Below are 21,672 nucleotides of genomic sequence, written 5' to 3' on the forward strand. Positions count from 1 at the left end.
GCCCCAACACTCCCACTGCTGTGCACCAGCGCATTCCCTCTCTCACTACCATGCTTTGTCCTTCTTATTGAGCTGAGCAACCGCATCGCGCCACAGCATAACTACGTAACTCGTAGTATCGAGAATAAAGCATAACTACGAATCTCGTAGCCTTTTGAAGGTGCGAGATGTCCGACGCGGATGAACAATGGGGCGCGAGGCTCAAACAGGCCCGCTTGGCTGCGGGGCTGTCGCAAAAGATGCTGGGGATTGAGGCGGGAATCGATGCGTTCGTAGCCAGCACGCGCATCAATCGCTATGAACTTGGCATCCACAAGCCAGACTTGCTGACGGTGCGGAAGTTGGCTGAGGTGCTGAAGGTGCCGATGGCGTTTTTCTACGCCGACACGGACGATGAAATTGCTGAACTGTTGTTCAAGTACAGCAAGGCTGGTGACGAAGTCCGTCTGAAGATTCAAACGCTTCTTGCTAACCAGCCTTCGCAGAGTACTTAAGCCGAAGTACCTTCGACAAGATGGGCGCGCTCAATAAGACCATCCACGTCTTTGAACTTGCCGTAAATTGCCGGGTTTTCGTCGACAGCTAAAGCTTCAAAGTGCGCGGCCCCGCACTTGATCTTGCCACCCTCACGGTCGCGCAGGTCATCCTCAAACAGGCTGCTTTTCGTTTCAACAACGAAGTACAAACGCTCTTGGCCATCGCGTTCAATCAGCACGGCCCAGTCAGGGTTGTAAGTTCCCAAGGGTGTGGGCACCTTGAACCAGCCGGGTAGCTTGGCATAGACTTTCACGGCCTCGTTTTTCTCTAAGGTTTCAGCAAAGTCACGTTCAACGGCAGAGTCATAGACCACGTGCTGATAAACGGACTTTTGTGTGTCCTGCACCAAGTTCTTCAGGTAGCCCGTTAGCTCTTCGGTTTCAAACAGCTCCTGGGCGTAGTAGTCGTCGTCGCCCAGCCGCTGGTACTTGATGCCATCCACCAAGGCCAAACGTTTGCAGCGGTTGATGGCATCGGCCGTCAATTCAATGAATTGCTGCGGATTGCGCTTGAACTCCTGCAGGCGAGTGCTTTCGGTGAGGATGTATGCAATCGTTTTACGTGTCAGCTGGGTACGATCCTGCAACTCGGTCAGCACATCAGGCAATTCGATGTCGTTTTCATCAATTGCGACAGGGCTGGAAACTGCCACCTCCGATGCATCCACCCCCGCTTTGGTGATGGACATTTCAGCCTTTTTCCAGAGCAGGCGCGTCTTGGCCACAGGGGGCATGTCATTCAAAGCATCAATGCATTTTTTGATCAACAGGGCATTGTCAAATTGCACACGGTAGGTGGTCTTGTGCTTGATGCGATCCCACAGCGCCTTGAATTCTGGGCTCACAAGGACCGACTTGCGCACGGGAACAGTCTTGCGCTCATCTGCATCTTTGATCTCCAGCTTGCCGGTGATCTTTTTCAGCACAGCGGCAATTTGATCTTTTTGTGCAGTGAACTCTTCGGGCAGTACCAAGGTACCTTCCTTTAGGGCGGTGCGCAGGGTGTCCTGCACCTTGCCTTTGCTGTCGATGTAGCCTTGTGACTTCAAATGCGCCCACAGCGCCTTGGATGCATCAAACCCCAAGGGAGCCACATTGCCGTTTTCCTGGCCTACGCCAATGCCTGCGAACTCATGGTCTTTGACAATGCCAAACTGAATCCCCGTGTCTTTTTCAATGTCGCGCTGCAGGTTTTCGGCAAACTGCTCGTAGCTCTCGGTCGCAATCACCGTCAAGGTGTTGACCTCAAAGCCACGCAAGCGCTCGCCCTTTTGGTTCACGCACAGGCGCAGGCCACGGCCAATGGTCTGACGGCGCCAGCGCTCCGTATCGCGGGTGGAGAAATTGCAGATTTGAAAGACGTTCGGGTTGTCCCAGCCTTCTTTCAGTGCCGAGTGCGAAAAGATGAATTTCAGTGGCGATGAAAAGCTCAGCAGCTTTTCCTTGTCACGCATGATCAGGCTGTAGGTGTCGTCATCCGCGGCGGTGCTGCCGCTGGTGTCCTTCACCACCTCCACCGTTTTGCCACCAATTTTTTTCTTGTCGATGGAGAAGTAGCCGTTGTGCACCTCGCTGGCCGCTGCCGACAGGTCCACTTCTGCAAACAGGCTTTGGTAGTCCGGGTGCTTGGCCAGGCGTTTGTACTCTTCCTCAAACATCAAGGCGTACTCGCCTTTGACAGCGTTGCCCTGTTCGTCGTACTGGCGATACTTGGCCACTTCATCGATAAAGAACAGGCTCAGCACCTTCACGCCCAAGGGACGCAGGCGTTTCTCTTTGTCCAGGTGCTCTTTGATAGTGCGGGCAATCATGGCGCGCTGCACGGCCCTGGGGTCTACATCGCCCCAAGCCTCGCCCACACGCAAGAACTCTTCACCACCAGGCACTTTCAGCTCAACGAACTGATCCGCCTTGGCTGCACGAATTTCGCCAATGCGCACATTGGCGTAAAGCGGGCGGCCTGTCTCTTGTTCTAGGTCGAAGCCATCTTGCACCGTGATCGTTTCGCGCCGCACAGCGCCTGCGGCGTTCTCGCGGTCCACTTCAATGCTGGCAGTAATGACGCCTTTTTTGTTGGCCACGGTCAGCAGCTTCACATAAGGTTTGTTGCTTCCACCTTGCACGGTGGCTGCAGCTACCTCAATTTGCTTGACCAGCTTTTGCTCATACGCATCCACCGCATCCAGCCGGTACACCATGTTGTGCTTGTCCACATGGGTGGCTGAATAACGCAGCGTGCACAACGGGTCCATGTGTGCCAAGGCTTTTTTGCCCTTGCCGTCCATGCCGCCATCCACACTTTGCGGCTCATCCACGATCAAGATGGGGCGCGTGCTGCGGATCAGGTCAATCGGGCGCTCACCGCCCGTTTTCTCGCTGGCGCGGTACATCTTGTTCTTTGACTTTTCGCGGCGCTTGGCTTCATCAGATTCTTCTGCGGCAGCGGCTGCTTCATCCCCAAACTTGTTGATGGCACCCACGGTGATGACCATGATTTGAATATTGGGGCTGGTTGCAAAATTGCGCACCTCACCTAAGCGGTCTGAGTTGTACTGAAAGAACTCATAGCCTTTGGCTCCGGGGTACAAGCCTTCAAAGTGCTCGCGGGTGATCTGCAGGGTTTTGTTCACCCCTTCCTTGATGGCCACCGACGGCACAACCACCACAAACTTGGTAAAGCCGTAGCGCTCGTTCAGCTCAAATACCGTGCGCAGGTACACATAGGTTTTGCCCGTGCCGGTTTCCATTTCTACGGTGAAGTCCAGTGCCTGCTTAGGGTTTAGCTTGGCAGATGGCGGCACGCCATTGCGCAACTGCACTTTTTGCAGGTTTTCAGAAATTTCAATGTCCGGCAGCAGCTTCAAGGCGTTGCCCACGCCACCGCTGTCTGAGAACTGCTTGCCTTCAAAGCTGCGCTGCTGGTCGTCTGTGGCTACAGGGGCAGCCACCGAAAAAACCGAATGAAAAACCTCCTGCCCACGAAATAGATCGCATACGGCATCCATCGCTGCTTTTTGGTAGGGAAGGTCAGATTCAAAATGCAGTTTCATGGATTTTTTTTGCGTTGTGTGGTGCTGGGTGGCATATCGTTTGACAGGAGCGCTTTGCTGACGTTGATCAAGGCGTTCATTGCATCAGCCTCTCCCTGCTGCTCAAGCATGGCACGGCGCTGCTCAGCAAATTTTTCATACTCGGCCAATGCTTTGGCATCGGCCTGCTTTTTGGTCACTTTGCCGGCATCCGACAACACTTGCCGGTCGTTGAATTGCAGGAATGCGTCCAGCTTGGCAGTCCAGTCGGACAAAAACACTTGCTTGCGGCGCAAGGCTTGGTCTTCTGCAAAGTCAAGCCACATCACCACAATGCGGTTAAGTTCGCTGATTTCTGTTTCTGTCAGATAGTTCTTGGCCACGGTCACATCGGCCTTGGTCAGCCATTGGCCTTTCCAAGTGGCCAAGCCCATATTGGGCTGCGCGGCATCCACACGGTCACGAATGATTTCAGCGGCTGTTTTGCCAGTCACTGCAAAGTGCAGCTTGTTTTGGATGATGCGGAAAAACGTAGTGGTTTCGGGCAAGGAGGGCTCGTAATCTGCGGCCATGGCGAAAATTTCGCGCACCCGCAAATACATGCGCCGCTCGCTGGCGCGAATGTCTCGCACCCGCTCCAGCAGTTGGGCAAAGTAGTCGGGCACCACTGACCCAGCCACAGGCGGGTTCTTTAGCCGTTCATCATCCAGCACAAAGCCCTTGACGATGAACTCCTTCAACTGGGCATTGGCCCACTGCCGAAAGCGCACGCCAGCCTGGCTGCGCACTCGGAAGCCCAGGGCCAGCACCATCTCTAGGTTGTAGTGCGCTACCTCGTAGCTTTTGCCATCTGCGGCAGTTGTTCGGTAAAACCGAACAACTGAAGCTTCGTGCAATTCACCATCTTCAAAAATGTGCTTGATGTGCTCGCTGATCGTACCTTTAGCTTTGCCAAACAGCTCAGTCAGCTGCTTTTGGCTTAGCCACAGATCTTCATTGTCCAGCAGCACGGAAAGCTGGGCTTTGCCGTCTTCAGCTTGGTAAATCAAGAACTCGCTCATCACAGGCTCCGCACGTGCTTGATACCGTGCTGCTCCAAGATGGCCGCCAGATTGCTCTTGGCCACGTCATTTTCAAACGCGCTATCGGGGAAGACGGCCGTGGTCTCAGTTGCCGTGCCTTGTGCTTCACGCCACTGGGTCATGCCCAGGGCCAAGCCTTCGGCATCAGTCACGCCAATGTGTGCATCCAAGCAGGTCATGAGCGCGCCACCGCCAATGCTGTGTACGGTTTTGCCTGCAATCTGCTGGCTTTCCATGGGTACACAAAGATCCAATCCGAGCTTAAGTAGCACTTCGTACAGTAGGTCATCGTTGCTGCGACCGGGCTCAATATGCTCCAGATTGTCAAACAGCGATTCTTTTAAATCGTTGGCGTTGGGCTTCCAAGCGCGAATGTTGGAGGTATCCAGTTTGAAAACGCGAAAACCCACGTCACCTGCTTTAGCCGCATCTGCAGCACGCAGGCGCTTGCCTGCGCCAACCAGTCGAGCTTTTGTGATATCGGCAATCGATGTCCATCCAGCTGATTCACCACCTGTCAGTGGCTCAGGTAGCTGCACCAAAACACAGCGGCGGTTGCCGCCATCTTCAGCATTTTGCTGAAAGACCGCGTCCATCGTGCTGCCTGTGCCCGCAAAAAAATCGATCACTAGATCTTGAGACTCAGGCGCTGTCGCGATTTGCAGGATGCGTCGAAGAAGCCGTGTGGGCTTGGGCGTATCAAACACCACGTCAGAGTTGGGGAAGTCAACTGTGGCAATCAGTTCCTTTTTGGCCTCTTGTGTATGCCCAACTTCGCTATACGTCCAAAGGGTTTGAGGCACACGCCCAGACTTGACTTCAGACAAAAATCTTTTAAGACGTGGCATGTTGCCGCCATCTGCGCCCCACCAGATTCGTCCATCAGCATCCAATTCATTAAACTTTTTCTTGGAAACTCGCCAATAAGTACCAGGAGGTGGTCCCTCAATAACTCGTCCAGAAGGACAGGTTACCGAGTATGTGCCTTCTCCATAAAAGTTACGAGCTGATAGGTCACCAGAGGTCCACGGGCCGCGTTTATCGTCATCAGGGTTGGCATAACGCGCTTCCATCTCTTCTGTTCTGGGGAGAAGGCGTGGCCCCCACGTTTCAGCATTTTTTGCATAAACCACGATGTAGTCGTGATCTTCAGAGAAGTGCCGAGCGGAGTTCTTAGGCGAAAAAACCTTCTGCCAAATGACGGCAGCGATAAAGTTCTCCTCCCCAAACACTTCGTTCATCACTGCACGAAGGTTGTGAATTTCATGGTCAGCAATACTGACAAAGACCACGCCATCTGACTTAAGAAGGTTGCGGGCAAGCTTCAAGCGTGGGTAGATCATGTTCAGCCAGTCGGTATGGAAGCGTCCGCTGGCGTCGGTGTTGCTGCTGATCTTGGCGCCGCCTTCGGTTTGACCCGTCAACTCCAGGTAGTTTTTGATGTTGTCCTGAAAATTGTCGGGATACACAAAGTCCTTGCCCGTGTTGTAGGGGGGATCAATGTAGATCAGTTTGGCTTGCCCACCGTCGCGGCCATAGCTCTTTTGCAGCAGCTTGAGCACTTCGAGGTTGTCGCCCTCAATCATCAGGTTTTGGGTGGTGTCCCAATCCACGCTTTCTTCTTTGGCGGGGCGTAGCGTGCCGGTGCTGGGCGTCAGGGCAATCTGGCGCGCACGGCGCTTGCCATGCCAATTCAGGCCGTATTTTTCGTCGCTGTCGGTGACGGCAGCGTCTCCCACCAATGCCTTGAGCACATCCATGTTCAAAGCTGCGGTGGTTTGGCCATTGACCACGCTTTCGGTCAGCAGCTCGGGAAACAGGGCTTTGAGCTTTTCAATGTTGTTGGCCACCAGGTTGGCGCTTTGTGCCTCGGGGGAGTGGGCTTCGATTTTTTGTATCGTCATAGGAATTGCTCAAATTTTGGGGAGCTTGTTGGCTGCGTCATATCTTGGTGCGAAGTCAGCAAGTTTTAATCAGCAAAAAAGATAGCTGGAAGCGCTTGTTTGGCTTGTGTTTTGACTGCTTTTTTCTTTTAAAGCAAATGTAGTTTTACGCAAACAGCTATCTTTTTAGGTTTTCATAAGGTGCTGCAGAGGTGGACAGCAACTGGGTCAGTATCCATCGTCTTGTGGGTCGCCCATCTGACGGTCCAATGCTTGGCGAATCAACCCCAGCACATACGGCAATTCGTCCAAGCTGCTCAGGCCCACATCCACGTTGCCATTGCCCCAGCTCTCAATATTGGAAATGTCGCGGCATAGGCCGCGTGGGTCATCAAGCTCAGCGATGTCTATGTTCAGCACCAGTCGCAGGCGCCTGGCCTGCGGCACCACATCGACAAAGTTGGTCTCAGCCTTGAAGGCCACGTAAAGCTTCAAAAACTCTTCGGTGACGTTGGGGTTGAGTGCCTGAACTGCTTTGCGCAGGGCCTCAAACACGGGCTGCATGGCACCCGTGTCCAGGTAAGGGTGATCAGCAATGCTGTAGGTTTGTCCAGTTTTGGCTGGTGTGGATCGGTAGGCGTCAAGCACGCTATTGTCCAACGCAGGCAATTTCCATACTTTGGCGGCGTCAGTGGCCAAACGTTCGGCACGGGCTTTGATGGCCGATTCGTCCCACTGCGCGACTGCGCCCAAGCCCAGGTTCAACTTAAGCGGGCTGCTGGCAAAGCCAATGGGGTGGTCGCCTTTGTCTGTGACTTGATCGCGTTTGTAGGCAAAGGGGCGGTCACTATATTCGCTGTTGTAGCCGGTGAGCGTGAGGTTGCCCAGGGTGTGCAGCCATTCCTCTTGAATGCGCGGCCACTCAGGCCCTAACTCTTGCTGCCATTCGGTGGAAAGGTCTGTGTTTTGCGGCAGGATGTGCTCGATGGTGTAGTCCTCTACCACCACACGCTCTTTGCGGCCGTGATTTTCCAAACGGCGTAGCCAGTAGCTGCGACTGCGGAAGTTGTAGAGGTCGCGCACCTTGATTTCGCGTTGAAACTCTTCATCTCTGGGAAAGCGGCGGTATGAGGGCAGTAGCAGCAGCGCAGCTTTCACGCTTTCCAGGTAACGGTCTTTTTTGAGCGTGCGGCTCAGGCCGGCAAAGGTTTTGTTCAGCGAATTAGTGGGAATGGAGCAGATGGCGCGGCGAAAGACATAGCTTTCCACCAGGCGCACGATCTGCAAGGCTTCATCGCTGCTCAAACGGCCTTGTTTGTAGTCGTGGTACACGTCCAGCAAGAAAGGGTAGGCCACATCCACTTTCAATTCCCGCAGGTCATGGAAGGCTTGCTTCAAGCCTGCATCTGTCTCTGTGCCCAAAGCCATGGCGCAGTAGTACAAGGCGTAGGCGTGGATGTCGGCTACCAGGTCGCGTGTGCGTGTGTTGGTGTCGGGTTGTTTTTGGGCAAAGGCTTTGAACGCAAGGTACACCTCACGCATGTTGGGAATTTCGCCCGTCTTGGTGGTGAGGTAGTGGCGCATGAAAGCGTCAAAGTGCACCACATAGGCGGCCTGGCCAAATGCCTTTTCCATGGGCCGCCAGTAGGTGTTGTAGAGCTCAGTCTGAAGTTTGGGCTCCAGCCCCATCAGGATATAGTTGCGAATGAGGTCGGCCTGGCTGAGCTCCAGCCCCGTGGAGTTCATGCTCTCAAAAATCAACTGGGGGTTGTCTTGTGAGCGGTCCAAGGCCACATCCACGATGACCAATTTGGCCAGCCCTTGGCAGATGGCTTCCAGCTCGTGCTGGTGCTCTTCAATCAGGCTTTGGAACAGCGCATAGTTTTCAGTGATGCGTGTGCTGGTTTGCGCGGGCATGGGAGTGTCCTGCAGCAGGGCCAGCAAGGTGTCTTTGTCTGTTTCTGACAGGATGAGCTTGTAATGGCGATCGCCATCCTCATCAGGGTTCAGTAGGTAGTAGTTGCGCAGTTTTTTGAAGGAAAAAGCATCCAGCAACTCAGCCACATTGTGGGTTTTGAAGTGTTGGGCCAGCGCTGCAATCAACAAGGTGCTGGTGGTCAAACGTTGTTGACCATCGATCACCAACAAAGCCTCTTCGGTCGTTACTGTGGACAAGCCGCGTTCTACATAGACGATGGAGCCAATGAAATGGGCATTCACTTTGTTATCACGTCCAGCCCGCATCAAGTCTGCCCATAGCTGACGGCATTGCTCTTCTGTCCAAGAGTAATTGCGCTGGTAAATGGGAATCACAAATTGTGGTGACTTGCGCAAGAACTTGAGCAAATTGGCTTCGGTCGCTTTCATTTTTCCCTCAAAGGTTTTGAGCTGCTTGTTGACGCTGGACCAACAGGGCTTTGATTTCTAAATTGGCGGCCACTTGCCGGGCCAGTTGTTTTTCTTTGGCTGCAGCGGCGCGTGCTGCGGCAATGCGTGCGTCTAGCTCTCTGCAGGCGTGCAGGGCCGCTCGGCGCTGGACGGCTTGCTGTGGACTGTGACTGGGGCTGAATTGCCCAGTCAATTCCACGGCCTGCCAAGCTGACAAGGTGTCAAACCAGCCTTGGTACAGGGCTTGCAGATGTTGGGTGGGCTGCTTGTTCAAGGCCACAGCTTGCAAAAATGCCTCTGCCGTAGCACCAGCCCCAAGGGCTGTGATGGTAGGGGCTTCATCCAGCACGGTTTTCTCTAACTCGCGCTGTGCCTTGCGAATGTGTGCCATGGAAACGAGCAGTTGCCCACCGCTATCCAGCATTAGCAAGGTGGGGTAAGGGATGGCGCGGTGAACCAGCTCCGCCACTCGCTTGATGTTGGCGCTAATGCTGACAGGGCGAGCTGCTAACTGGGCAGTGGCCGTAGCCTGGGAAGCTTTTTCAGCGCGAAGCTGGGCAATGACCACGGCCACCTCTAGGTAGCTGCGCTGTTCATCTTCATACACCGCAACACCGACATTGCCGGGCTTGAGGGCCGCATACCAGGTGAGTTCTTCAATGTGATCTTGCACCAGCTTGCGGTCAGCGGCGGTGGCAGCCCCGCTTTCGGCCAGCATTTTTTTGGGAATGCGCTTTTGCACCAGTGCGGCGGTGGGCACAGCAAGTGCCGCCAGCAATTGCTGGGCGTGGAGGCTGGGTGTACTCATGTGGCCTGGGCTTCCTGCGCCTCTTGCTCGTTGGGCAAGATGATCAGGTAGGCAACCACTTCAAAGTCATTGGCCCCTGCGAATTCGCCCTGCATGGCGTGGGTGCCACCCGGTGAAAACAAGCTGGCCACGGCACGCTCTTCGGATTTGCCAACAATCGATCCCACTGCAGCAGCGAGCAGTTTTTGCGCATGGTGCATGTCTTGGCCATGGCGAGTAGCGCTGTCAAAACGAGCGCATGCTGTGGCATCGGGTAGGTCACGGCCTATGCTCAAGCGTTTGAGCCGATCTAACAAGCGTTTGGCCTGGGTGTAAGGCAGCAGCACTGCACCATCGTTGCCGACGTGCACCAAGTAATGAGGGGCCAGGGGGTAGCTGGCATCCACCATTTTTTGAGCAGCTGCACCTTCGGCACGTAGGCAAAACAGAATGCCCGGTGGAATATCGGCATCAATGCTGGTGGTAACGGCAAAGCAGCCCAAGGGCATGCCTTCCAGTTTGTCGGGGTGTTCGCGTGTGTATTCGGCTAGGTTGATGCGGAAGTCGGTCAGCGTCAGGTCGGTGATGGCAACGCCGCTGGAGAGGTCTTCCAGGTCAATGACAGTTTCTTGCAGCTTGAGCAGTTGGTTGCGGCGGTATTCCAGATCATTCATCTGGTTGCCGGATTGCTCTTCAATGATGTTTTCTTCACCTGTGGCGGAAATGTCCAGCAGCACCATGCGACCGCTGACCCGTTGCTCCAGGTTGATGTATTCCTCCAGCTCCATGTTGGGCCAGAAGTTCACCAGCTGAATACTGCTGTTGGTGGAGCCAATGCGGTCAATTCGTCCAAATCGCTGGATGATTCGCACTGGGTTCCAGTGAATGTCGTAGTTGATCAGCCAGTCACAGTCTTGCAGGTTTTGGCCTTCGCTGATGCAGTCGGTGGCAATGAGCAAGTCCAACTCGCCTTCATGCGCCAGTGCCTCGGGCCGCTCTTTGGAGCGTGGGGAAAAGGCAGCCAAGATACTGCTCAGGTCACGGCGCAGTTCTGGCAATGTGGTTTGGTTACGCCCTGCGCCTGTCACCAATGCCGACTCAATGCCCAGCTCTGACTTGGCCCAGGTAGCAAGGTGTTGATAAAGGTAGTTTGCCGTATCGGCAAAGGCTGTGAATACGATCACTTTGCGGTTACCGGAGTTGATCGGCTGCTGGCATTTATGAGCGATCAGTTCACGCAATTTCTGGAGCTTGTCATCGCGGACAAAGCTGACTTGTTCAGCCGCAGCGTACAAGGTGGCTAGGCGGTTGCGATCTTCAATCAAGTCTTGCTGCCAGCGCAGCAGGTCAACGTCGGTCAACAAAACTTTGACTTTGCGGCCTACCAAGAGGGATTCAAAGGCGGGGTCGTCAATGTCCACATCGGCAATGTCGAGCTCTTCAATTTCTTCCTGGTGAGCTTCGATGCGCGCCAGCATGCTTTCCACATCGCGCAGCTGTCGCTGCACGGTCAAGGCAAACGAAGACACAGCACTTTCCATGCGTTTAAGCACGTTGACACGCAGCAGGTGAATCAGGCTTTCTTCACGGTCTGCTTGGCGGAAGAAGCTCTCGCCGCCACGAATTTGGGTGCTGTACTTCTGGTCATAGGCTTCTTGCTTGTGCGGCAGCACATAGCGCAGGGGCGCATACGCAGAAAGGTTGAGCCGTCGGATTTCCAGATTGATGTCGCGGATGGAGCGGAATTCGCCCGCACGGTCCACATCGGCTTTGATGTTGATGGGAGGCAAGCGCTCAGGGAAGCGGCCAGTCTCTGCCGTACCGTAATATTTTTCAATATGGCGGCGCGAGCGTGCGATGGTCAGGTGGTCCAGCAAGGCAAAGTAGTCAAAGCCCAGCATTTCCACCAGTAACGCTGGTGATTTTTCTTCAGGAGGTAGATCTAGCCAGCGGTTAAAGGCTTTCTGGGCACGGCGTGTGGTGCTATCGATGCTGGCGATGCCATGCTCAAAAAGTGCTGTGTCATTGCCCTCGGTCACGAAAGCAATCTGATTGCGTAGGTCTGCCAGGCGATTGTTCACAGGCGTGGCTGACAGCATCAGTACCCGTGTTTTGACCCCTTCGCGGATGATCTTGCGCATCAGCTTGTCATAGCGTGTCTCGCGTCCCTTGTTCGCAGCTTTGTTGCGAAAGTTATGAGATTCATCGATGACGATCAGGTCATAGTTGCCCCAGTTTACGTGCGCCAAGTCGATGTCGCCGGAGCTGCCTTTGTCTCGGGTGAGGTCTGTGTGATTGAGAACGTCGTAGTTGAATCGATCAGGTGCAAGGACGTTGCGTTGATCATTCGCCTTGTAGAGTGTCCAGTTGTCGCGCAAGCGTTTGGGGCACAGCACTAGCACGCGATCGTTGCGTAGTTCGTGGTATTTGATGACGGCGAGGGCTTCAAAGGTTTTGCCGAGGCCAACGCTGTCTGCAATGATGCAGCCACCAAAGCGTTGCAGCTTCTCGATGGCGCCTACGACGCCATCTCTTTGAAATTTATAGAGCTTTTTCCAGACGACAGTGTTGCGTATGCCCGTGGCTGATTTGACGATTTTTTCCTCATCCAGCTCTTCTTTGGCAAACAGCTGGTGAAGCACCAAGGCGTAGACACTGGCCGCATCACGATGGTTGGCCAGCTCTTTGACAGCAGAAAGCAGCGAGGTTTTTGCTTCAGGATGCTCTGCAAGCTGCGTCCATTGCTGATCAAACCATTGGCTGAGCATTTGGGCTTCCGCTGCGTTTTCAGATGCCTGAATTAGACTCAATGGATTGCCAGAAGTGATACCCAAACCTTCAGAGCCAAAGCCAAAGGAACCCAGGGCGGCTTGCTGCGCCAAGTTGCTGTCGTCACGCAAGACGAACGTGCCTTGAGGCACAGCCCCTTTGGCATGTCGAACATCTGCTTTGACCTCCAGCCAGTGCATTAGCTTGCGGGCCAACCAATGCACCTGAAGCTTGTTACGTGAAGGGCGGTCACCAGTGGAACCAAGCAAGCCAAGGTGGTCTGTCTGGAAGTATGGAAGAAGAGTGCTGCTTTGCTTGGGGGGCGGGACGACGATGCGCGCTTTCTCCAGCTCGGATAACTCAGTGAGCAGTTCAGCAAAAGCAAACAGGGAGAACGTGTCTGAGACTATGTCCAGCTTGTGCCCACGTCCTAACGCAGGACGAATCAGGTCCAGAACCCGGTCAGAGCCGGCATTGCTGATGAACTTCATTGCTCTCTATCCCTCCGATGCTGCATTTGTTCTTACCAGATTATCAATTAGTGGATGGCGGTCACTTGACCAGTTCCCATGGACGGCACCAACTGAAGGTTCGTTGAGTTCATTTTTAAAGAAGGAACGGGTATTAAAAAGAGCTGCAAGTCATCTGGGTTGTCAAGCGTAGTGATTGCGTCATGAGGGCAAGGATCTGTGCCACCTGAGTAGCTTCTGCGATGTGACCTTCTACAAGTGACATGCCCAAATCGGCCGCATTTATGGTCACGAGGCTACGTTAGCTTGATTTCGCGACATGGTGTAACTGCAGAAAAAGAGGCTTTGGATTGCTATATTACGATGAGCACTTGCCAAGTAGATTTTGAGTGAAAATGATGATTCTTGTGATCTTATGCAATTCAAGAAAGCAGCAAAGCCATTTGATTATCACTGTTGCTCGTTATAGGCCGTTATCGCATAAAATTCTTTATGGAGTTTAATTCAACTAATTAATCATCCAGGTTGATGTGCAATAGTTGGTTTTAAATAAAATTCGATATTTAAATAAATATAAAATGGAAAATCCAATTGAGAAAAATAAAGAAATGATCCTTCAATGGGAAAAAGAATATCCTGGATATCACCTATGGGGAAATCAACGCTGGGCCTGGGAGTTCTTGAAAAGAAATCAAGAATTTAGAAAAGAGTGTGATGAATTAAATAAGATGGATCAGTCAAGGAGAATAGTTTTTGAGAGAATTATCGCTGAAAAATATGGTCTGAAAAAATTTCTGTCATACGATAATAAAGTTAAACCAGGTAATATATTTCTCATTGGTACTATTAAATGTTGGCCATTTGATGCCGAAGAGGATAATAATATCGAGTTATCTATTCAGCCTGGACAATTTGTTATTGTTTTCAATGTTCATAAGACTCTGGATGGTGATTTTGAGTTTGATGCGCAAATAAATAAAGCAAAGAAAGAACTGAAGCAGTATAGAGAAGAATTGCTGCTAGCGAAAAATAAAGAAGACTCCGATTTGAGTGTGGAAAGAAAAAATGATAGAAAAAAGAAAACTTGGACTAAAAATTATATTAGACACTTAAAAATCAATGATGAAAGACTTAAAGATAAAAAAACCACTTGGGCGAATATTGCGAGGCAGATTTTCCCTGATGGAATTTATGATAAAGATGGTGGAAAATTAGAAGACTTTGAGATTGTTAGTAAATATCATAAGATGATGAAGGCTTCTCTTGAAAAGCCAAAAGAATACAGATCAATCTTATTGAGTGATAAAGAATCAAGTTTTTCTGGAAAGATAGAAAAACATATGAAAATGAAAAAATTCTTTAAAAATTAAAATGCTAAAAATTTATAGAGATTTTTGGCACGGTAAAAATTTACTCTATGGATCAAAACCGCATAGTTTCCAGGTGACGCTTTACTGGTATTTCTGGCAATTCGAGTGCTGACATTGGTACTAATATGTTGATGCCAGTTTTTTTTAAAATTTCCTTGGAGTGCTCTTTGAGCTGCCTATTATTAATGATCGTGTTCAAATTGACTCCAACTGCATTTAGGGCTAAAAGACAATTTTTAAGTCCACCAAAGTTGGAATCAAAATTTCCTTGTCGTAAAGATTGATTTGTAAGATTTAGGTTTGATATTGCATCTTTCATAAGTCTTCGAGCATGCTTTATATTGAATTCACTGACCATTGACATTTCGTGATTTTTTAAAAAACGATTGCGAAAAGTCATCTCAATACGCAGCAGGTGTTTGACATTCTGTTTGATAAGCTCTTTGTCCGGAAGAGAAGTCGGAAGCTTATGAATTTTCAGCTCTTTCCATTTGTCGTAAAATTTTAAAGTCTTCATATCACTGCTTTGGTCAATGTAAATAGTTTCATCACCATATGTGCTAAATGAGCGCTGAGTAAAGACCAACTGTGATTTTAAGGCGTGAATAAAGTCAGAAGTGGCAATGTGCGCTGGAAGTTTTATATGACTGACGAGGTCCACTCTAAATAAGCGTATATAACCATTTTTAATGTCTAATTTTTCAGATGGTTTGGGCGTTATGCCTAGATAGAGACAAACATTCTTCACAATATTTGTGATTAAGCTTGATAAATCATCATCACCAAAGACATTCTGCCCACTCAAAAATTTTGCTGCGCTACATTCGATTAGTAGAATGCTGCCTTGGCGCTTAGACCATACAGTTGCTGCTGATCCATATGCCCCTGGGACTTTTAGTTTTTTATTGTGATAGGGGCTGCTGCATGCTTTTGTTATGGGATTGATAACATCTTCGGTGTATAGCTTGGCTTGTTTGTTAATCCAGTTTGCATGGTCGATTTCAACTGAAAATTTGACTGTGTCGATCAGAGAGTATTTCATGATGTTTTTGTGTGATACGTGTCAGACGTAATCCATAAAGGATGGTTGCTGAATACTTCGATTGATATTTACAAGAAAGCTTGTCAACTGGTTTTTCAACTTATACCTATCCATTTACTTAAAACGGTAAAAATGCAGGGTATTACAGTTGACTTATCAATCGTGTTGATTGAGGGTCTGCTAATGTCACAATTTTTTGTTGTGACACCGCATAAAGTAAGGCTTTGGCGCCTAATCATTCATCCATGATGCTGCCTGAAATGGCAATAAAATTGATGCGTTGCTTGTTGGGGAAACGTTTCTGGTACTGATGACCACGACCTTTACTGGTTTTGATGAGGCCACTCTCTGCCAGTTGCTTGAATGCTTTGTTGTCCCATCGATCTCCTATTAGATCTTTGAATTTTTGTGGTTTTATAAGATAAAGGTCTTCTAATTCATCTTGAAAATGCAAGCCAATGACGCTTGGCTTCTTAAGGAGGATATATTGCTCGAAGGGGCGAAATTTCTGCATGTTGTTTTTTATGGTGTTACGAATTATTTTTATGATTGATGTATCGTCGTTTTGAGATTTTTTATTATGGTTCTTGCTTCGTGTTAGGAGCTCTTTAAAAAGAATTCCAATAGCATTGTCAATATCATTTCTATTAATGTTTAAATGGCAGTACTTGATAGTCAGACGACCAACAAAGGCGCAAAATGTCAGTCCATTTAGGATGCGATGATTGGGGCCACTCAAATCTTCGTCAATTCCTGCAGATTTAAGAATCTTCCTCTTAATTATTTTTTCATCTTTCTTAAAGCGATCTTTATGTTCTTCAAGATTAGCAGCCACGGATGAGACAACCAAATCGCCAAGAACACCTGAAAACATGGTGCTATTTTCTTTAATGAAGTCAGCAAGATCTGAACTTTGAGTAAAACCGCATAGCTCATCAAACATCCCATATTCACCAGGGTGAATAGAGAAAATTCGAGATGAGACCCCGCCATGCAGAGTTGCATTTCCTTCAATAGCCGTTTCTTTTAAGTCCTTCTCCGCTGAAATGATCAGCGTGCACCTCATGTTCTTTGTCGGTTTGGTGTTAGATGAGGCAAGGTGACTGCGAAGACGTCTTGCTTCATTGCCCACATCCATAATTAGTGAAATTATTGGGTCCGCTGATTTCTTCCCGTGTGCATCTTCGAGGTTTACAGAATAGGTTCCTTGCTCGCTGCAGTAATCGTGTAATCCAATCGTCGTTGCATTGACTGTTTGTACATCCGCATTGCCTTTAACTATATTTCCAACAAAATATTGAATAATTGACTTTCCAATTGAAGTGGGGCCCACCAACATCAACGATAGTGGTGATATGCCAAAGCTTTTATAGAAATATGATGTTAGAGAAAAAAGTAGAGTTACAAGCAAGCGTGGAGAAAGACTTAGGATACGATGAAATTTTTCATTGAATAAATCAATATTATTTTTGGCCTGAATTTTTCTCAACGCATTCTCGATTAATATGATTTGATGACCGTCGGGGAGTTGTTTGGGTAAATGAATATTTGAGTTTTTAATAAAGCATGAGTAGATGCCTTCGGTAGTTTCTATTTCGTGAAATCCTTCTTGGTCAAGAAGGATGGTGTTTAGATTGTTGCTGATTTTTAAAAAATGAATTAATGATTTTTTAACTTCTTTGATTGAGTGACCAAGAATTTCGATAACGCCATTCTTGATGAGATACTCGCTTAAGATGCTATCTCGTCCGTGTGCCAGTAAAGCCGTTGAAATGTTGATGGCTTCTTCGTGGATAGAGTGAAGGCGTTGAATGACAAGAAACTGATTGCCTGCCTGATTTTTATAGACACCTAAAGGTTTGAAGCTATGGAAAAGAATATTGTTTGTGGTTTCAAATTCTTTATGTTGTATTGAGGAGATTGAATGATTCATAAATTTTCCTTTCCTCCACACCGGCGGCTCACATATAGTCGTGATGCTGGTCAGTGTGGGGTGAGAATTCTCTACCGCGTTATGCAGTAGCAAAGAGATCTGTGCATCAATAAAAAAGAGGCACTTATGATGAGGTTTCTATTTTCTTTAGTGGGAAGAGGGCATACCCAATGCAATGCGCAGCTCCCCGACATTCCATGAGGAAACACGATTGCTAAAGTGCTTTGGGGCTGGAAATTTCTGATCACGAACCCAACGATAAATAGTAGGTTTTGAAACACCAAAAAGCTTAGTCACTGTATGAAGCCTGATATGCGCTGAATCTGGGAGGCGGTCGAATTGGGCCAGAACGGGGTCTACTTTGGATGAGTGCATTTTTTCGGTGCTTGTCGGTTGAACGTGGGGCTTAAACATGGTCGGTTGTGTATGAGTAGGTTTTTGCATGGAGGTAAATAAACAATTAGCTGATCGATGAATGCAATTTTGCCGAGATTTATGGGTAATCCAAGTGGCATATTTCTGTGAAAACTTACCTACTAGGTGAGTTTTAATTTTGCTTTTTACCTATGTTAAATTTTCTATTTATTTTAAATATCAATATATAAAAACTAATACAAGATTGAGGCTTGGCCAGATGCTGTTGAAAGCTCGAGATGGCTTTTAAGAATGCGAGTAGTCACTCTTTTTCAAGGCGTTCGCTCGCTTGGAAGCGCCATTGACTAACTACAGAGCTCGACAGAAGTGTTTGTATGGTCGCTTGCTCCAATTCCTTGGGCAAGCCACCTAGCCGAAGCGCTTGGGCAGGGATGTCCGTTCAGAACATCTGAGGGCAACTTGATTACGCTGTGCGCCGAAACTGAATCACGATCTGGTGTGGGGCCGCTGAACCTGCTTCACAGGCAATCAAAAAGTCAGCCCATTTTTTCAGGGCCTCACGGCGTTCGGGGATTTCCTCACGCACGTCATAGATGGCTTCCATGCCCTTGAGTGTGTGGTTCAGCGCAATTTCGGAAATTTCGCGAGAAACGCCCATATTGCGCATGTGTCCCTTGGCTGTGCTGCGCGTGTCATGTGGCGTGAAGCGTCGAATATCGATGTCACCGCGCTCAAAGGCGCGAGTGATAGCAGCCCAAAGTGTTGTTGTGCCTACATGGGTGTCGCCAAGCGCGAGAAGACGGTCCTGGCGACGTGCTGGCAGCAGGTACTCTGAGCCATCGGCAAAGAGCAGAAGCTCACGAAACCACTCAATCACGGCTGGCACCAGCGGGACGAGAAAGCCATTGCGAGTTTTGACCGCATCATCAGGAATCCACCACACACCACGGTCAAGGTAAAGGTGCTCCTTCTTGGCCTTGACCAGTTCAACCCCACGCACACATGTGGCCAACAGAATTCGGAAGGCCAAGCCGTTTTGACGACCGATCAAGTCCACGGTGGGCAACAAGGTGCGCAGCTCCGCTTCATCCAGCATGATGCGACGGCGTACTGGTGGGCGCGGCCCCATGAGTGCGGCCAATTTAATGCCGAAACATGGGTTTGTGGGAATCAACGTCAGCCCACACGCATGGTCAAACAGCTGGGAAGCCGTGGTCAAAATCCGTTTGGTGATTGTCCATGTGCGCTGGCAGTCCTTCAACATGGAAACGATGTCGATAGGGGTGACTTTTTCGACTTGCCATGAGCCCAGGCGCGGCAGAATGACTTGGTCAAAGTCGTAGTTGCGATACTGAACCGTCACTTTGGCAAAGCTGTCGAGGCGTAAGCGCTTTTCGCGATAGTCATTGACGAGGTCGCGTACTGTCCACGCAGCGATAGCACGGCTGCGGGTGACTTGCTTTTGAGCCGCAACATCTTCATTGCCATCAACTGCAGCACGTAAGGCACGGGCTTTTTCACGTGCGTTGCTGAGGCTGATGTCGGGGTAGTTGCCCAGGGTGACTTCTTTGCGCCGACCGTGAAGGCGGTAGCGCAAGACCCAAGATGCGGTACCTGCTTTGGAGAGTGTGAAGGTTAGGCCATCACCATCAGATTTGGCGATTTCCTCCCCCTTTGATATCCAGTTTTTGAGCTGCCTATCTGTCAATAAGTTGGTGAGTTTGGGCATGTTCCCCCGCTGCGAAACTCACGCGATTTGACCACCTCTCTAGCTACCCAACCGGCTACCCAGCTAGCTACCCACAGGAGGTGCGCTGTGGCGATTTGAATTGATCTCTAAAAAGTCAATTTTCTTTTTAAATCAAAGGGTTATTTGGGTTTTTGTGAGGCTTTGAAAACCGCTGTGAGATCGTGCAGAAAATTGCAGGTGGCAATTTTCATTTTTTAAAACTTTCCTTATTTCATGCGGGCTTCACAGGACTTGATTCTCTGAAAAGGCCTCTGACCACCAGTCTATCTACCAGTAGTTCAAGGCCTTGCAGTAGCAGCTACCCAGCATTCTGAATCGGCTTGACGTTTAGGTGATTTTCAAGGGATTCGTGGCGGTGTTGTCTGTACAACAGATCTACTGAATGCAAAGCCCGCTTTGGATGCGAGGCCTGCTGAGCGATGGTTGAATGGGGCTTTGAACCTGAGGACACAACAATGCATTTATCGAGAAGCTCTTTGATTCGCACGGCTGCTTTGACCGTGGCGGTGGCTGGCGTTGCTGCGGTGGTTTCGGGTTGCGCCGTCTCGGTGCCAAGAGGCGTCAAGCCGGTCACTGGTTTTGATGCCAAGCGTTATATGGGTACCTGGTATGAACTGGCCCGTATCGACCACCGGTTTGAAAAGGGTTTGACCGAGGTGTCGGCCAACTACAGCCTCAATGACGATGGCTCGGTGCTGGTGGTCAACCGGGGTTATGACGCGGCAAAGAAAGAATGGCGTCAGGCCAATGGCAAGGCACGTTTTTTGGGTAAGCCCGATGTGGCTGCTCTCAAGGTCTCGTTTTTTGGCCCGTTTTATGGCGGCTACAACGTGGTGAGTCTGGATGATGATTACCAGACCTCACTGGTGATTGGCGATAGCCTTGACTACTTCTGGCTGCTCTCGCGCAGCAAGTCCATCCCTGAGCAGAAGTTCAAGCAGCTGCTTGAAAAGGCTCAGAGCCTGGGTGTGGATCTGAGTCGTGTGCTGCTGGTTGCGCAATAAGACTCGATAGCGCAGCCATTGATACGTCGGGGCTAAGTGCGTAACAAGTTCGGCTTAGTCCCGCAACACTACCTCGACCCCAAAATTTTCTGTTGCGGCTTGCATGCCGTCATCAAAGACCAGCACGCGCTCGGGCCAGCGCATAGCGGCTAGTTTGCTGCGTTGAATGGGGTTGTCGCCGCGCAGGCGATCTAGCCAGCGTGCGCCGACGGAATAGTCCACGCAAAACACATTGCTGCGCAGGCCATGCCATGAAAGGGGCGAAGTGCCACCAAACAGGTTTTCAAACTGCGCGCCGTGCGCTGGCGCGTCGGCTGCGCGCATGCGGCGCCAGTAGTGGCCGACGATGACGGCTGGCGTTTCGTTGTATTCATTCCACCAAGCCACGCGCTCCACAAAGCGCCATTTGCCGCCTGCGTAAAACGGGTTGCGGCACTCACGCTCCACGCCGGCGGTCAGCACCTTGAGGGGGTTGACCATGGCTTTGTTCAGCTCGTTTTCGCTGTGCGCGGGCAGAAAGGGCGGCTCGTAGCGGTAGTCTTCAAGGCTGTGCGACCAGCTGAGCTCTTCCTGGCGCATGCGCTCAGCCACGCGCTGGGCGGTGGACTGTGCATCGGCAAGCTTTTCAAAGTGATCGTAAGAGGCGCGGGCGCTGCCGCTGGGCAGCTTGCGAATCATGGCAATTTGCTCGGGCCGCCATGCAGCGTGCACGATGCGCAGGTCTTCGCGCTCCAGCGCAATGGGCAGTTGGTTCAGTAGCCTGAGCATGGCCGGTGCCTCGGCCGCAGGCATGCGTGCAAAGGGGGCGTATTTGGGCTGATCAGCATCAACGCGGCTGTCAAAGAACCAGCCGGAGCCGTCTTTGGCATCTTCACGCAGCAGATTGATCTCATGGTTGCCCAGCACTGCATGGGCTTTGCCTGAGGCCAGCATGCCCCCTACCAGCGCGAGCACAGAAGGGCTGTCTGGCCCGCGGTCGCAAAAATCGCCCACAAAGACCAGGCGTCGGCCGTCTGGGTGATTGCCTTGCAGGTCATAGCCAAGGTTGGCCAGAAGCTGCACCAGCGCGGAGTATTCGCCGTGGATATCGCCAACGATGTCGAGGGCACCAGGGGGAAGGGGCTGGACTAGGCTCATGGTTAAGGGCTGTGGGCTTGCGCGATTGGAGGGGCGATGACGGACTTGCCATTGTCATACGGCAAGCCAGCGTGAACCTGACGATTGTTGCAATGCAGCAGTGATGCGGCAAGAGGG

At 50.6% G+C, this 21,672-nt stretch carries 14 protein-coding genes; 3 read left to right on the top strand and 11 right to left on the bottom strand.

Annotation, left to right across the window (positions count from 1 at the left end; all coding sequences use genetic code 11):
• Nucleotides 1-167: 167 nt before the first annotated feature.
• Nucleotides 168-494: a helix-turn-helix domain-containing protein gene (locus tag CLU84_RS05660; protein ID WP_099736350.1), complete on the top strand. Its 327-nt coding sequence runs from the start codon at nucleotides 168-170 to the stop codon at nucleotides 492-494.
• Here the strand turns inward: CLU84_RS05660 and CLU84_RS05665 are convergent.
• The 6 genes from CLU84_RS05665 to CLU84_RS05690 form a co-directional block, all read right to left on the bottom strand.
• Nucleotides 491-3,586: a type III restriction-modification system endonuclease gene (locus tag CLU84_RS05665; RefSeq protein WP_099736351.1), complete on the bottom strand. Its 3,096-nt coding sequence runs from the start codon at nucleotides 3,584-3,586 to the stop codon at nucleotides 491-493. The two genes, CLU84_RS05660 and CLU84_RS05665, sit on opposite strands and share 4 nt — an antisense overlap.
• Entirely contained in the window at nucleotides 3,583-4,626 is a 1,044-nt protein-coding gene (locus CLU84_RS05670) for a virulence RhuM family protein (protein WP_099736352.1), read from the bottom strand. Before CLU84_RS05670 ends, CLU84_RS05665 begins: the two co-directional genes overlap by 4 nt.
• A complete protein-coding gene (locus tag CLU84_RS05675) occupies nucleotides 4,626-6,551 on the bottom strand; it encodes a site-specific DNA-methyltransferase (RefSeq protein ID WP_199173692.1) in 1,926 nt (641 codons plus the stop codon). The genes CLU84_RS05670 and CLU84_RS05675 overlap by 1 nt, the downstream gene beginning before the upstream one ends.
• 207 nt (nucleotides 6,552-6,758) lie before the next feature.
• Nucleotides 6,759-8,897, bottom strand: coding sequence for a DUF262 and DUF1524 domain-containing protein (locus CLU84_RS05680; RefSeq protein WP_099736353.1), 2,139 nt, complete (start codon nucleotides 8,895-8,897; stop codon nucleotides 6,759-6,761).
• A gap of 7 nt (nucleotides 8,898-8,904) precedes the next feature.
• Nucleotides 8,905-9,726 carry a DUF4391 domain-containing protein gene (locus tag CLU84_RS05685; RefSeq protein WP_099736354.1) on the bottom strand — a complete coding sequence of 274 codons (822 nt, stop codon included), beginning with the start codon at nucleotides 9,724-9,726 and terminating at the stop codon, nucleotides 8,905-8,907.
• A complete protein-coding gene (locus tag CLU84_RS05690) occupies nucleotides 9,723-12,965 on the bottom strand; it encodes a helicase-related protein (RefSeq protein WP_099736355.1) in 3,243 nt (1,080 codons plus the stop codon). Before CLU84_RS05690 ends, CLU84_RS05685 begins: the two co-directional genes overlap by 4 nt.
• 557 nt (nucleotides 12,966-13,522) lie before the next feature.
• On the opposite strand from CLU84_RS05690, the gene CLU84_RS05695 reads away from it, so the two are divergent.
• Nucleotides 13,523-14,314, top strand: coding sequence for a transcriptional regulator domain-containing protein (locus CLU84_RS05695; RefSeq protein ID WP_144445412.1), 792 nt, complete (start codon nucleotides 13,523-13,525; stop codon nucleotides 14,312-14,314).
• A gap of 52 nt (nucleotides 14,315-14,366) precedes the next feature.
• On the opposite strand, the gene CLU84_RS05700 is transcribed toward CLU84_RS05695, so the two are convergent.
• The 4 genes from CLU84_RS05700 to CLU84_RS05715 form a co-directional block, all read right to left on the bottom strand.
• Nucleotides 14,367-15,356, bottom strand: a complete 990-nt coding sequence (locus CLU84_RS05700; protein ID WP_099736357.1) for a phage/plasmid replication protein, II/X family — start codon at nucleotides 15,354-15,356, stop codon at nucleotides 14,367-14,369.
• Nucleotides 15,357-15,591: 235 nt separating this feature from the next.
• Nucleotides 15,592-17,289 carry a DUF927 domain-containing protein gene (locus tag CLU84_RS05705; RefSeq protein ID WP_099736358.1) on the bottom strand — a complete coding sequence of 566 codons (1,698 nt, stop codon included), beginning with the start codon at nucleotides 17,287-17,289 and terminating at the stop codon, nucleotides 15,592-15,594.
• A 147-nt stretch (nucleotides 17,290-17,436) separates the two neighbouring features.
• Nucleotides 17,437-17,733, bottom strand: coding sequence for a helix-turn-helix transcriptional regulator (locus tag CLU84_RS05710; RefSeq protein ID WP_369826804.1), 297 nt, complete (start codon nucleotides 17,731-17,733; stop codon nucleotides 17,437-17,439).
• 394 nt (nucleotides 17,734-18,127) lie between these two features.
• Nucleotides 18,128-19,393 (bottom strand): site-specific integrase, encoded by a 1,266-nt coding sequence (locus CLU84_RS05715; RefSeq protein ID WP_099736359.1) that lies wholly within the window; start codon nucleotides 19,391-19,393, stop codon nucleotides 18,128-18,130.
• A gap of 476 nt (nucleotides 19,394-19,869) precedes the next feature.
• Here CLU84_RS05715 and CLU84_RS05720 point away from each other — a divergent pair, with 476 nt between their 5' ends.
• Entirely contained in the window at nucleotides 19,870-20,418 is a 549-nt protein-coding gene (locus tag CLU84_RS05720; RefSeq protein WP_099737887.1) for a lipocalin family protein, read from the top strand.
• 54 nt (nucleotides 20,419-20,472) lie between these two features.
• Here CLU84_RS05720 and CLU84_RS05725 read toward each other — a convergent pair whose 3' ends face one another.
• On the bottom strand, nucleotides 20,473-21,555 hold the full coding sequence (locus tag CLU84_RS05725) for a metallophosphoesterase (protein ID WP_099736360.1): 1,083 nt from the start codon (nucleotides 21,553-21,555) through the stop codon (nucleotides 20,473-20,475).
• Nucleotides 21,556-21,672 lie beyond the last annotated feature (117 nt).

Origin of the sequence: Comamonas sp. 26, assembly GCF_002754475.1 — a bacterium.
In the GTDB taxonomy this organism is placed as follows: Bacteria; Pseudomonadota; Gammaproteobacteria; order Burkholderiales; family Burkholderiaceae_C; genus Comamonas.

What these genes read in the sequence shown, in the direction of transcription:
- CLU84_RS05670 (WP_099736352.1), bottom strand. Translation starts at nt 4,626, where the DNA reads ATGAGCGAGTTCTTGATTTACCAAGCTGAAGACGGCAAAGCCCAGCTT.
- CLU84_RS05690 (WP_099736355.1), bottom strand. Translation starts at nt 12,965, where the DNA reads ATGAAGTTCATCAGCAATGCCGGCTCTGACCGGGTTCTGGACCTGATT.
- CLU84_RS05710 (WP_369826804.1), bottom strand. Translation starts at nt 17,733, where the DNA reads ATGCAAAAACCTACTCATACACAACCGACCATGTTTAAGCCCCACGTT.
- CLU84_RS05660 (WP_099736350.1), top strand. Translation starts at nt 168, where the DNA reads ATGTCCGACGCGGATGAACAATGGGGCGCGAGGCTCAAACAGGCCCGC.
- CLU84_RS05725 (WP_099736360.1), bottom strand. Translation starts at nt 21,555, where the DNA reads ATGAGCCTAGTCCAGCCCCTTCCCCCTGGTGCCCTCGACATCGTTGGC.
- CLU84_RS05675 (WP_199173692.1), bottom strand. Translation starts at nt 6,551, where the DNA reads ATGACGATACAAAAAATCGAAGCCCACTCCCCCGAGGCACAAAGCGCC.
- CLU84_RS05705 (WP_099736358.1), bottom strand. Translation starts at nt 17,289, where the DNA reads ATGAATCATTCAATCTCCTCAATACAACATAAAGAATTTGAAACCACA.
- CLU84_RS05720 (WP_099737887.1), top strand. Translation starts at nt 19,870, where the DNA reads ATGCATTTATCGAGAAGCTCTTTGATTCGCACGGCTGCTTTGACCGTG.
- CLU84_RS05715 (WP_099736359.1), bottom strand. Translation starts at nt 19,393, where the DNA reads ATGCCCAAACTCACCAACTTATTGACAGATAGGCAGCTCAAAAACTGG.
- CLU84_RS05695 (WP_144445412.1), top strand. Translation starts at nt 13,523, where the DNA reads ATGGAAAATCCAATTGAGAAAAATAAAGAAATGATCCTTCAATGGGAA.
- CLU84_RS05685 (WP_099736354.1), bottom strand. Translation starts at nt 9,726, where the DNA reads ATGAGTACACCCAGCCTCCACGCCCAGCAATTGCTGGCGGCACTTGCT.
- CLU84_RS05665 (WP_099736351.1), bottom strand. Translation starts at nt 3,586, where the DNA reads ATGAAACTGCATTTTGAATCTGACCTTCCCTACCAAAAAGCAGCGATG.
- CLU84_RS05680 (WP_099736353.1), bottom strand. Translation starts at nt 8,897, where the DNA reads ATGAAAGCGACCGAAGCCAATTTGCTCAAGTTCTTGCGCAAGTCACCA.
- CLU84_RS05700 (WP_099736357.1), bottom strand. Translation starts at nt 15,356, where the DNA reads ATGAAATACTCTCTGATCGACACAGTCAAATTTTCAGTTGAAATCGAC.